The organism is Flavobacterium sp. CFS9 (assembly GCF_041154745.1).
In the GTDB taxonomy this organism is placed as follows: Bacteria; Bacteroidota; Bacteroidia; order Flavobacteriales; family Flavobacteriaceae; genus Flavobacterium.
The window spans coordinates 1,804,778-1,817,014 of the sequence record NZ_AP031573.1; the positions used below are offsets into that span (position 1 = coordinate 1,804,778).

General features: G+C 36.8%; 13 protein-coding genes. 9 read left to right on the forward strand and 4 right to left on the reverse strand.

Annotated features, from left to right (window positions below):
* Positions 1 to 264 precede the first annotated feature (264 nt).
* The 5 genes from ACAM30_RS08000 (at position 265) to ACAM30_RS08020 (ending at position 4,727) form a co-directional block, all read left to right on the forward strand.
* Positions 265 to 930 (forward strand): SCO family protein, encoded by a 666-nt coding sequence (locus tag ACAM30_RS08000; protein ID WP_369618014.1) that lies wholly within the window; start codon positions 265 to 267, stop codon positions 928 to 930.
* A gap of 146 nt (positions 931 to 1,076) precedes the next feature.
* Positions 1,077 to 1,316: a FeoA family protein gene (locus ACAM30_RS08005; protein ID WP_017495803.1), complete on the forward strand. Its 240-nt coding sequence runs from the start codon at positions 1,077 to 1,079 to the stop codon at positions 1,314 to 1,316.
* Positions 1,316 to 3,415 carry a ferrous iron transport protein B gene (feoB, locus tag ACAM30_RS08010; protein WP_369618015.1) on the forward strand — a complete coding sequence of 700 codons (2,100 nt, stop codon included), beginning with the start codon at positions 1,316 to 1,318 and terminating at the stop codon, positions 3,413 to 3,415. Before ACAM30_RS08005 ends, feoB begins: the two co-directional genes overlap by 1 nt.
* A 6-nt stretch (positions 3,416 to 3,421) precedes the next feature.
* A complete protein-coding gene (locus tag ACAM30_RS08015) occupies positions 3,422 to 3,544 on the forward strand; it encodes a FeoB-associated Cys-rich membrane protein (RefSeq protein WP_369618016.1) in 123 nt (40 codons plus the stop codon).
* 250 nt (positions 3,545 to 3,794) lie between these two features.
* Positions 3,795 to 4,727, forward strand: a complete 933-nt coding sequence (locus ACAM30_RS08020) for an alpha/beta fold hydrolase (RefSeq protein ID WP_369618017.1) — start codon at positions 3,795 to 3,797, stop codon at positions 4,725 to 4,727.
* A gap of 421 nt (positions 4,728 to 5,148) precedes the next feature.
* Here the strand turns inward: ACAM30_RS08020 and ACAM30_RS08025 are convergent, their stop codons facing one another.
* The 3 genes from ACAM30_RS08025 to ACAM30_RS08035 form a co-directional block, all read right to left on the reverse strand.
* Positions 5,149 to 5,802 (reverse strand): HD domain-containing protein, encoded by a 654-nt coding sequence (locus ACAM30_RS08025; protein ID WP_369618018.1) that lies wholly within the window; start codon positions 5,800 to 5,802, stop codon positions 5,149 to 5,151.
* 187 nt (positions 5,803 to 5,989) lie between these two features.
* Complete coding sequence (locus ACAM30_RS08030) at positions 5,990 to 6,982, reverse strand: acyl-ACP desaturase (protein WP_369618019.1); 993 nt, start codon at positions 6,980 to 6,982, stop codon at positions 5,990 to 5,992.
* A 50-nt stretch (positions 6,983 to 7,032) separates the two neighbouring features.
* Positions 7,033 to 7,773 (reverse strand): lysophospholipid acyltransferase family protein, encoded by a 741-nt coding sequence (locus tag ACAM30_RS08035; RefSeq protein ID WP_369618020.1) that lies wholly within the window; start codon positions 7,771 to 7,773, stop codon positions 7,033 to 7,035.
* Positions 7,774 to 7,898: 125 nt separating this feature from the next.
* Between ACAM30_RS08035 and rnpA the strand changes: the two genes are divergently transcribed.
* From rnpA to ACAM30_RS08055, 4 genes are all read left to right on the forward strand, one after another.
* The gene (gene rnpA / locus ACAM30_RS08040) at positions 7,899 to 8,303 is read left to right on the forward strand and encodes a ribonuclease P protein component (RefSeq protein ID WP_369618021.1); all 405 of its coding nucleotides are present in this window, start codon (positions 7,899 to 7,901) and stop codon (positions 8,301 to 8,303) included.
* Positions 8,304 to 8,383: 80 nt separating this feature from the next.
* The gene (locus ACAM30_RS08045; protein ID WP_369618022.1) at positions 8,384 to 9,205 is read left to right on the forward strand and encodes a DUF4349 domain-containing protein; all 822 of its coding nucleotides are present in this window, start codon (positions 8,384 to 8,386) and stop codon (positions 9,203 to 9,205) included.
* A 2-nt stretch (positions 9,206 to 9,207) separates the two neighbouring features.
* Positions 9,208 to 10,845 carry a S41 family peptidase gene (locus ACAM30_RS08050; RefSeq protein WP_369618023.1) on the forward strand — a complete coding sequence of 546 codons (1,638 nt, stop codon included), beginning with the start codon at positions 9,208 to 9,210 and terminating at the stop codon, positions 10,843 to 10,845.
* Positions 10,846 to 10,849: 4 nt separating this feature from the next.
* Complete coding sequence (locus ACAM30_RS08055; protein ID WP_369618024.1) at positions 10,850 to 11,653, forward strand: OmpA family protein; 804 nt, start codon at positions 10,850 to 10,852, stop codon at positions 11,651 to 11,653.
* A gap of 134 nt (positions 11,654 to 11,787) precedes the next feature.
* Here ACAM30_RS08055 and ACAM30_RS08060 read toward each other — a convergent pair whose 3' ends face one another.
* Positions 11,788 to 12,234, reverse strand: a complete 447-nt coding sequence (locus ACAM30_RS08060; RefSeq protein WP_369618025.1) for a GNAT family N-acetyltransferase — start codon at positions 12,232 to 12,234, stop codon at positions 11,788 to 11,790.
* Positions 12,235 to 12,237: the final 3 nt, after the last annotated feature.

Below are 12,237 nucleotides of genomic sequence, written 5' to 3' on the forward strand. Positions count from 1 at the left end.
CCCCTTCAGGGCGTTATAATCGATTAATTTAAAGGTCATAGCGCGTTGCGCTATGCTGGTGCTTTCAGCCCTTTTTTATCTGCTGATGACCAGATGGGGAGTATTCCATTGATTAGATCTGCTGTCCTAAAATGGTTTTACTTGTACCTTCAAAATTCGTAAAATTCATCAAATCCTTTTATTACTCCCTATAACCTGTTAAAAACTAAGCTCTCCTAGGATTTTGAGAAGTGCTTTTTGTATTTTTGCCCCCAAATTGCTTTTATGAAATCTTTTCTATACAAATACCGTAAATTCTTTATTGTTCTTATCATATTTTCAACCGTTACCATATCTTTATTTTACTCGGCTTTAAAACCGCAAAAAACTTTACCTATTTACAATCCTGCCGATGTGAATCCGGAACTGGTAGACAGTACTGTTCAGTATAAAAGCAAATACCATACGATTGCCGATTTTTCATTCGTAAATCAAAACGGAGATACCATTACCCAAAAGAATTACGAAGGAAAAATATATGTGGCCGACTTTTTCTTCACTACCTGCGGTTCAATCTGCCCAAAAATGACAACCAATCTGGAGGATGTTCAAAAAGCAGTTTTAAACAATCCGAAAGTGATGCTGCTTTCTCATACTGTTTTTCCTGAGGTCGACAGTATTCCGGTTCTTAAAGCATATGCTATAAAACATGGTGTGGTCGACAGCAAATGGAATCTGGTTACGGGCGATAAAAAAGAAATTTATACGATGGCCCGAAAATCCTATCTGGCCGTAAAACTTGGACGTCCTGATCAGCTTTACGATATGGTGCATACGGAGAATTTTGTTTTGGTGGATCAAAAAAGACGTGTTCGCGGTTTTTATGACGGAACCAATAAGGAAGAAATTAAACGTCTTTTAGAGGACATTAATTTTCTATGTCAGGAGTAATCCCCCAAAAGAGCGATCACGAAATTCATTAAAATTGGTATAAAATCCCTTATTTTTAGAAAGATTTAGCATTTCAGCAAGTGTTAAATACCCTGAAGTAAAGAATAATTGCCTATTTTTGCAATCTAAATTCAATCTAAATAAGCTTGCAAAATACTATCCACACTCTGAAAAAAGGCGAAAAAGCCATTATCAAAGATTTTGATATCGATCTTATTCCTCTAAAACTACTAGAAATGGGTTGTTTGCCGGGCAACTTAGTTGAATTACTGCAAATTGCGCCTTTTGGCGACCCTTTATATTTAGACATTAATGGCTCACATGTAGCCATTCGCGTTGAAACTGCTCGTGAAATTGAAGTTGAACTGATCAAAACCAATTTGTAATGAGTGTTCAAAATATCAACGTTGCCCTTATTGGGAACCCGAATACCGGAAAAACTTCTGTTTTCAATCAGCTTACCGGGTTAAATCAACAAGTTGGGAATTATCCCGGAATCACGGTTGAGAAAAAAATCGGTTTCTGTAAATTACCACACAATATCAAAGCCAACATTCTGGATTTACCCGGAACCTATAGTCTGAATGCCAGTTCTATGGACGAAAGTGTGGTTATTGAACTGTTGTTGAACAAAAACGACAAATTATATCCGGATGTAGCGGTAGTGGTTACAGATGTCGAAAATCTGAAACGTAATTTACTGATTTACACTCAAATTAAAGATCTCGAAATTCCAACGATTCTGGTTATCAATATGTCAGACCGTATGGAAAGTAAGGGTATTACTTTGGATATTCCTTATCTGGAGGAAAAACTAAAAACGAAAATTGCTTTGGTAAGTTCCCGAAAAGGTTTGGGAATTGAAGAGCTAAAAGAACTTATTGTTTCATATAAAAATATCCCGCACGAACCTTGCCTTAACGCATCGGTTATAGATCAGGAGTATTTTGAAAAATTACAGGACGCTTTCCCAAATCAATTGTTGTACAAACTTTGGCTGGTAATTACACAGGATGTGAATTTTTCAAATCTGGATCGAAATGAAATCAGAAGCACTTTTACCAAATCGCATTCGGAACTAAAACGTTTACAGCAAAAAGAAACGATAAAACGATATCAGTTTATAAACGATGTTTTAAAAGAAGGTTTAAAAGTAGATGCCTCGATGGCAAAGGATATCAGAGCGAAACTGGATCGTGTTTTAACACATAAAGTTTGGGGTTATGTCATCTTCCTTGCCATTTTATTTTTGATCTTCCAGTCTATTTTTAGCTGGTCAACAATTCCTATGGATTTCATAGACAGCTCTTTTGCTTCCTTAAGCAGCTGGGTTGCCACAGAACTGCCAAGCGGAATTCTCACCGATCTACTTTCCCAGGGAATTGTGCCGGGAATTGGTGGTGTGATCATTTTTATTCCGCAGATTGCCTTTCTGTTTCTGTTTATTTCGATTTTAGAAGAAAGCGGCTATATGAGCCGTGTGGTCTTTTTAATGGATAAAATCATGCGAAAGTTTGGTTTGTCCGGAAAGAGTGTGGTGCCATTAATTTCGGGAACTGCCTGTGCTATTCCGGCTATTATGGCGACCCGAAATATCGAAAACTGGAAAGAACGACTGATTACAATTCTGGTAACTCCGTTTACTACCTGTTCTGCAAGACTGCCCGTTTATGCGATCATTATATCATTAGTAATTCCGGACGAACGCGTTTTTGGAATCTTAAACATGCAGGGATTAGCCTTGATGTTATTGTATTTACTAGGTTTTGCAACCGCAATTCTTGCTTCTTACATCCTGGACAAAATATTGAAAATTAGCTCAAAGACTTATTTTGTGGTAGAAATGCCAAGTTATAAATTGCCATTATTCAAGAACGTTGCGATTAATGTTGTGGAGAAAACAAAAGCTTTCGTCGTGGGTGCCGGTAAAATCATCTTAGCCATATCGGTTATCTTGTGGTTTTTAGCGTCTTATGGTCCCGGAAAAGATTTTAATGAAGCCGAAACTATTGTAAAAGAAAGGTTTGCCGATACTACTTTAGATGAAACTCAGTTTGAAAATGAAGTTGCTTCTCAAAAACTGGAAAACTCTTATATCGGTTTAATGGGAAGAGCCATAGAACCTGTTATTTCGCCATTAGGCTACGATTGGAAAATTGGAATTGCGTTAATCAGTTCCTTTGCTGCACGTGAAGTGTTCGTAGGAACTCTTGCGACCATTTACAGTGTTGGAGATACGGATAACGAATCTACCATAAGAAGTAAAATGCAGGAAGAAATAAATCCGGAAACGGGTCATAAGATTTTTAATTTTGCTTCCGGGATATCCCTATTGCTTTTTTATGCTTTTGCAATGCAATGTGCCAGTACGCTAGCGATCACCAAGAAGGAAACCAATTCCTGGAAATGGCCTGCCATGCAGCTTGGCCTGATGAGTGGTCTTGCTTATTTTGTCGCACTTATAGCGTATCAACTTTTAAAATAAACGATCATGATACAAGAAATTATTGCCTTTATCATATTATTTATCTCTATTGGTTATTTAATCAAGAAATTCTTCTGGAAATCTAAAAAGAAGAAAGATTGTGGTGATCACAATTGTGGATGTTCTTAGTAAAGAGGTTCAGAGTTACAAAGGTCCATAGGGACAAAGACACAAAGCTTCACAAAGGATTTAAAAAACTTTGTGAAGCTTTGTGTTTATTCAGTGTCTCTCTGGGGCAAAACACTCCATTACTTTATTATCTATCAACTTAGTACCAATCAGAATGGATTGTTTTAATTTTTTAGTTTGTGGTTTTAATTATACTTTTAGCAGGTTTTAAAAAACCAAACAAGTTCAACCTCAAAAACAGCTGCTAAAAATGACTCCGAAAATTTATCTATTTTTTCTTCTATTCTTGTGTTTTGGATATCATGGACACAGCCAGAAAAATAATACTCCTGCAAGACTAAACGATAGTACCGTCGTTACTTCTGATGGAATTCCTTTGTTTCTAAAAGTTTCCGGTAAAGGCGATCTCTGCATTTTTTTGCATGGCGGCCCCGGCGCATGGAGCAAATCGTTTGAAGAAATGGGAGGAAATGTTCTTGAAGATAAACTGACCATCTGCTATTTTGACCAAAGGGGCTGTGGCCGTTCCGCATCTTCCCCGGATAACAATTACAGTCTTGATAGAATGCTGGAAGATATTGAAGACATTCGTAAAACCCTGAATGCCGAAAAAGTATTTATCATGGGGCATTCCTTCGGGGGAATCTTAGCCAGCAGTTATGCTCAAAAATATCCTGAACATGTTAAGGGATTAATTCTTTTGAATGCTACACTTGATATCAACGATTCGCTGCTGAATCAAATTAATTTTATGGGTAAAACACTTGGTGAAAATATAACGCTAAAAAATAATGAAACCGCTTTGGATACTTTTATAGCTTCTAAGAAACGCATTAAAAAAGCCGGCAAGGATTATATGATATTATCTGACAGCGAACAAAATGTAAAAAAACTGGATAGTATCGACAGCAGTTTTAAAAGAAATTACTCTTTTGGACAGCAGGCACTAAGCATGCCGGTTTACTTGAGTAATTTTACAAGACAAACCGCACTGATAAAGGTACCTACTCTTATAATCACGGGATCGCAGGATCATAGTATTGGCCCGGATCATTACCGCATGTTTCAATTTCCAAACCGGGAAGTAACGATTATAAAAGGAGGTCACATTTTATATTATGAGAAAAACAAAGAGTTTAAAAACGCTGTACAGGCATTTGTTCAGAAAACGGCATCAAAATAGTCGAGAACCTAAAAACTGAAACTTAGGTTAAAAAAAACTTATGGTTCCATAAGCCTTCGACTTCGCTCAGGGTGACACTATGGTTGTTGAGAGCAAAAAATGAATACTGGGACTAAAAAAACTTACTATTCTACAAGCCTTCGACTCCGCTCAGGGTGACACCACGATTGTTGAGAGCAAAAAATGAATACTGAGACTGAGACTAGAAAACTTACAATTCCATAAGCCTTCGACTCCGCTCAGGGTGACATCATGGTTATTGAGAATAAAAACTCAATACTAAGACTGAGACTAGAAAACTTACAATTCCATAAGCCTTCGACTCCGCTCAGGATGACATTCCACTAGCATTCTGCTGGTGTCAGGCTGAGCGGAGTCGAAGCCCCCTTCTCTATTAAAAACTGAATACTGAGACTTAATACTACTTAGCTCCCTCCCATTCTGAATAGAACTGCGCCAGGAAGGTTTCCATAAAGCGATGTCTTTCCGCGGCAATTTGCTTACCGGTTTCGGTATTCATCTTGTCCTTCAGAAGCAAAAGCTTTTCATAAAAATGATTGATCGTTGGTGCTGTGTTCTTTTTGTACTCCTCTTTTGTCATATTGGTTATGGGTGCAATTGCAGGATCATAAAGCGTTCTGTTTTTAAACCCGCCATAGTTAAATGCTCTTGCTACTCCAATCGCTCCAATTGCGTCTAAACGGTCCGCATCCTGAACGATATCTAATTCTACAGAAGAAAATCTCTTTTCAAAATTTCCGCCCTTATAAGAGATATTTTCGATGATGTTTACCACATGCTGAATTGTTTCCTCTGCAACTTCTTCTGATTCCAGAAATAAACGAGCAGTTTTTGGCCCAATAGTCTCATCGCCATTGTGGAATTTACTGTCGGCAATATCATGCAGCAAAGCTCCCAATTGCACTACGGTAAGATCACAGTCAGTTCCTTTGGCAATTAAAAGGGCATTTTTATAAACGCGTTCAATATGAAACCAATCGTGTCCGCCTTCGGCGTCGTTTAATTTCTCTTTTACAAAAGCAATCGTTTTATTTATCAGTTCGGAGTTATTCATAGCATTTATAGTTTGCGGTAAATGTCACACACCTCAAACTGGTGCAACAGATTTACTTTGGTGTTTTGTACTTTAAATAAAAATTGTTGATTGTCGAAGCTTTGAAACTTCAACAATCAACAATATGTTTTTAGATCTTCTGCTTAAAGTTTCATAAATCTAAACTCTAAAATCAGAAATCTGTAATTTACAATCTGGCAGGTTCAACCCATTTAAAGATATGTGATTCCGCAGGAATTACCAACCTTTCAGAAATTCTGGCCATACGAGCCGGTAATTTCATTAAGTAATCACGCGCTTTCTCTGCTTCATCCGTCAAATTTGAAATTTTATCAATTTCCCATTTGTTGATTAACTTCTGCATAATTTCAACATAATCGTTAGCGGTGTAAACCCCGATACGTTGTGCTGAATCTGAAAACTGCTCAAAAGCACTGCTTATTTTCTGACCTGATTCTCTTAAGAAATGCGCAGGCATAACGATTTTTTGTTTCATCATGTATTGAAACGCCAACATCATTTCGCTTGGATCAACGGCAAAAATACGGGTAACAAACTCGCTGTAAGCATGATGATGACGCATTTCATCGCCTGCAATCATTTTACACATTTTAGACAATTTGTTATCCCCAAATTTCTTAGCCATTTGCGCCACTCTGTTATGTGACACATAAGTCGCTAATTCCTGAAAGCTGGTATACACAAAGTTTTTGTACGGATCAGATCCGGTTCCAATATCAAAACCGTCGTTGATTAGATGCTGAGTAGTCATTTCGATTTCACGCATGTTTACACGACCGGACAAATACAAGTATTTATTCAAAAGGTCACCGTGGCGATTTTCTTCTCCGGTCCATTGTCTGATCCATTTTGACCAGCCATTACCACCGTTTTCTACCTGATTGACTCCTTCTACATCCATTAACCATGACTCATATGTTGGCAAAGCTTCTTCAGTGATGGTATCCCCCACTAAAGTTACCCAGAAATCATAAGGCAATTCTTTAGCAATTTCACGTAACTCTTTTACCTCCTCAAAGAAATTTTCTCCTTCAGAATTAGGCAAAAAGTCTGACGGCTGCCAAATTTTTTCCACTGGAATTAAATACTGTTCAACGAAGCTATCCACGTTCTTTTCCAAGAACTGCATTACTTCTAATCTAATGTTTTTTATAGACATTACTTATTTAAGATTGGGATTTAAGTTTTCGTTTGTACTAAAACAAAAATCTATTTATACTCATTTACTCCTTCTACAACTAATTTCTCCGTCATCTTCATTAAATCCTCAAAGTTATAGTCTTTTACTGCCATGGCTTTATGAACTGTAAAAGAAAGGCGATTTCCTAAACCTACCGGGAAGAAACCGAATCTTACCATCTTCCATGAATTGTTGATACTCACTGGAACCACATATGCCGATGGTGCATATTTACATAAGATTTTTAAACCACTTTGTGCAAATTCTTTAGGTTTTCCTGTTTTACTACGTGTTCCTTCAGGAAAAATAACTGCAGATCTTGTATTTTTTTCGATATATTCAGACAAGCCTTTGATAACTGGAATAGCTTGTTTTGGGTCTTTACGGTCAATAAGCACTGATCCTCCGTGGCGTAAATTATAAGACACACTTGGGATTCCACTTCCTAACTCTTTCTTACTTACAAATTTACAATGAAATCGTCTAAAGTACCAAATCATTGCCACGATATCGTACATACTTTGATGATTACAAACAAATATCAATGGAACTCCGGTTGGAATTGTTTCTCTGTTCTCAATTTTATAAGTTGTTCCCACCAGATTGGTACACCTTAACAGGAAGAAATTCAGATAATCTACGCTTTTTTTATGTGCCTGGTAACCAAAAACATTCAGGCAGAACCATTGTATCGGGTGAAATACCGCCAGACAAAAACCAAAACACAAGTAATAAATTACGGAAATGGGGTACGAAATTATCTTTTGCATGCTTAAAAAATTAATGCCCAAAAGTAATAAATAAATTTTTAGCGGTATAAAAATTGAAAACAATAACCGTTTTTCTGGTTTAATTGTACCTTTGCCCTAAAATTTGCAAATTTTTTCTGAATTAAATGAACTTCACTTACCCTAAAAATGAACGCTTAAAGAGCAAAACCACAATAAGCTTACTGTTTTCTGAAGGGAAATCGGTTTCAAAATATCCTTTGCGTTTGGTTTATGCTCCGGCGGAAGAAAATTCACCAGAAAAAATCAAAATTGGTGTTTCGGTTTCTAAAAAATACTTCAAAAAAGCCGTTGACCGAAATTACTTCAAACGTGTTTTAAGAGAAACGTACCGACTGAACAAACATTTACTTTTGGATAACATTCCACAGCCCTACTCCATGATGTTTTTCTATCAAACGAAAGACAGATTGTCTTATGAAGAAATCAACACCAAAACGGTTCAGCTGTTTGAGAAATTCCTTCAACAAGTAAATAAAATTAATGATTCTGAAAATAAAACAGAATTGTAATTCGTTTACAACAACTTTATTGATCAAATTATACGAAAAATTATAAAAAAATTGTAGTTTTAACTTTAATTTGAAAAATTATGCGGTATATTTTCTTTTTATTTTTCACTTTTTTTTGCCTTATAAGTTGCAGTAAATCAGAAGCTGACAATGAAAATTTATCGATTAGTGCTGTCAAACTTGCTCCAAAATACGAATCTGAAGCAAATGACAATTACGAAAAAGAAAAATCGCCTGCATCCGAAATTCCTCAAAAAATTATTAAACAGGCTTCACTTCGGTTTGAAACCAATGATTTAGAAGACACTTTCAAACAAATTCAAACTGCTATTGCGGCCAATAAAGCCTTCATTCAGAATGATTCAGAAGGAAAAGAGTATGACAACATTTACAGAACCTTAACGATTCGGGTTCCAAGTCAAAACTTCGATCCTTTTATAAGTGCTGTTTCTAAAGGGGTTTCTTATTTTGAACAAAAAGAAATTTCAGCAGAAAATGTTACCGAACAATACATTGACTTAACTTCAAGATTAAATACGAAACGCAAACTTGAAACCCGATACTTAGAAATTTTACAGAAAGCCACTAAGATTAGTGAAATTCTGGAAATCGAAAAACAGATTTCAGCTATCCGTGAAGAAATTGAAGCCAAAGAAGGCCAGTTAAAGTACCTCGAAAGCCGTGTTTCAGAAAGTACCGTAACGATCTCCTTTTACAAAACGATCGCTCAAAAACAAGGCGTTAAGATTTCGTATGGCTCAAAAATATGGACGGCTATTCAGTCCGGATTTTTCAGTCTGTCCGACTTTTTAATTTCGATCATTAGCGTATGGCCGTTTATAATCGTATTTTGCGTGCTTGTCTACTTTATTAGAAAAAGATTTAAAAGAAAAAAATTATAATCATGTATCCTTATTTCAAAAAGAAATTCGTCATACCTGCTGTTGCTGCAGGGTTTTTATTTATCGGAACCAGTTTCAAAGACGACTTTTTTGAAATTGCCAAACAAATCGAAATTTTCACTACGCTGTTTAAAGCGGTCAACACGAATTATGTTGACGAGACCAACCCGGGTGACCTGATGGACAAAGCCATTAAAAGCATGCTGAGTAGTCTGGATCCTTATACGGTTTATTTTAACGAACAGGATGTTGTGAATTTTAAAATCAACAATACCGGAGAATATACCGGAATTGGAGCTTTGATTTCAAGAAAAAAAGATCGTTTGATTGTTCGCGAACCTTATAAAAACTATCCTGCCGACAAAGCCGGACTGAAAGCGGGAGACGAAATCATTCAAATTGGAGATGTTTTGATCGCCGATTTTAAAGACGATGCTTCACAATTAATGAAGGGAACTAAAAACACGAAAATCAACATCAAATACCTCAGACAAGGACAAACTTTCACCACCCAACTGGTTTTGGATGAAGTAGATATTAAGTCGGTTCCGTTTTTTGGAAAGATCGATGCCAAAACCGGTTATATTGTTCTGGCACACTTTAGCAGAAAAGCATCCAACGAGGTGAAAGATGCTCTGGAGAAACTTAAAGCAGACGGCGCTACACAAATCGTTCTGGATTTAAGAGGGAATCCGGGTGGTTTACTTAATGAAGCTATTGACATCTGTAATTTATTTGTTCCGAAGAATGAGGTTATTGTAACGACAAAATCAAGAATCGAAAAACACAACAACATTTATAAAACGACTAAAGAACCTGTTGATACTGAGATTCCTTTGGCAATTTTAGTCAATGGCAGAAGTGCCTCGGCCTCAGAAATTGTTTCGGGAGCTTTACAGGATTTAGACCGTGCCGTGATTCTGGGAAGCCGCAGTTTCGGAAAAGGTTTGGTACAGCGCTCTGTTGACTTAACTTACGGAACTCAGTTGAAAGTGACAATCTCACGTTATTACACGCCTTCCGGACGTTGTATTCAGGCTTTGGATTATGCACATAAAGACAAAAATGGCGTGGCACAAAAAACGGATGCCAAAAACTTTAATGCTTTTAAAACCCGAAAAGGAAGAACGGTTTATGACGGTGGCGGTGTTTTACCGGATATCGAACTGGACGAAACCAAAATGAGTCCGATCACAACGGCCTTACTAAAAAATGACGGAATCTTTGATTATGCGACCACTTACTATTACAAAAATCCAAACTTAGGAGACAAAACACCAACCATTACTGATGCGGATTACGCCAGTTTTAAGCAGTTCCTGAAAACGAACAAAATTAGTTTTGATACAGAATCGGAAGTGGCGTTGAAAAATATGATGGCTGCAGCCAAAAATGAAAAAATAGACGAAACTATTACTGTAGAATACCAACAGTTACAGGCCGCTCTTGAAAAAAGTGAGAGTACATTATTGGATAAAAATCAAAAGGAAATCAGAAACCTGATACTGGAAGAATTGATTAAAAGATATCAGTATCAGGAAGGTTTGTATCAATTTTATCTTAAAAACAATTCAGAAATTAAAAAAGCAGTAAACGTATTAAATAACCAGACCGAGTATAAAACGATTTTAAAAATGTAAAAAAATGAAACTTTACAGAGCCTTATTTCTGTTTCTCATTTACAATTTATCGGCACAGCAAAAACCTATTGAAACCATTTATTTCGAATTTGACAAGTTCGACCTTACACCAAAACAAACCGAAGTTGTAAACCGTTTTATTAAAAGTATCGACACCTCTAAAGTTGAGTCGGTACAAATATATGGCTATTGTGATGATCGCGGAAACGACGAATACAACTTCCGTTTGTCTAACAATCGCGCAGCTACCATTCAGAACTTATTGGTTCGCGCAGGCTTCAACCAGGGTAAAATTGTTATTCTGGAAGGAAAAGGCCGTGTGGTTGTACGGCCTGATACTATCGAAAATTTACATGAAACCCGTACCCGAAACCGGCGGGTTGACTTAATTGCTGTAAAGAAAAACAGCTTTGGGAAGGGAATTTACAACTCATTCCCTAACAAACTTAAAATTGGCGACAAGATCTTCTTAGACAATATTTTATTTGATATTGGAAGTTCAAAACTTACGTCAAACTCTAAAAAGGAATTAGATAAAGTTGCGGCTATCTTAGAAAAACAAATTGGTTTAAAATTCGAAATCAGAGGTCATGTTTGTTGTACTCCTGATATCTACACCGACGGAATTGACAGAGCCACCAATGAAAGAAGGCTTTCCTGGAACCGGGCCAAAACCGTTTTTTACTACCTCAGCTCCAAAAAAATCTCCAAAAACCGAATGACTTATCAGGGCTGCGGTAATAAATACCCACTTGGAAAAGGAGATAATCTGGATCGTCGTGTTGAGTTTTTGATTACTAAGATTTAAGTAATATTAAAACGCTAAATTTTATTTCACGCAGATTAAGCAGATTTGTGCAGATTTTTTTCTCAAATAATGCCTTCGAATTAGTACTTAGCACCTTTGCAACTCAGAACCTCAGTACCTTTTTTCTAACAATACTAATTACGAGTCATTTCAATGTGCTCAATATCGTCTTCCAAGTACATTTCGCTAGTTTGCACGAATCCGTGGCTTTCGTAAAATTTTTTTAAATACAATTGAGCTCCAATCGTAATCGCCTCTTTATTAAAATTTGATTTTATGGCCGCAATGGCTTCACGCATCAGATCATGTCCCCATTTTCGGTCACGGTAATTGGCATCTACCACCACACGTCCGATCGAAGCATTATCAAAGCTAATCCCCGCGTCGAATAAACGTACATAGGCTACAATTTTCCCATCATACTCTCCAATCAGGTGTAATGCTTTCTTGTCTTTACCGTCAAGGTCTAAATAAACGCAGTTTTGCTCGACTACAAAGATCTCACTTCTTAATTTGAGCAAATCGTATAGCTCGTTTACATTTAACGCCTCAAAAGGCTTTATTTTCCATTTTAGCTCCATTTG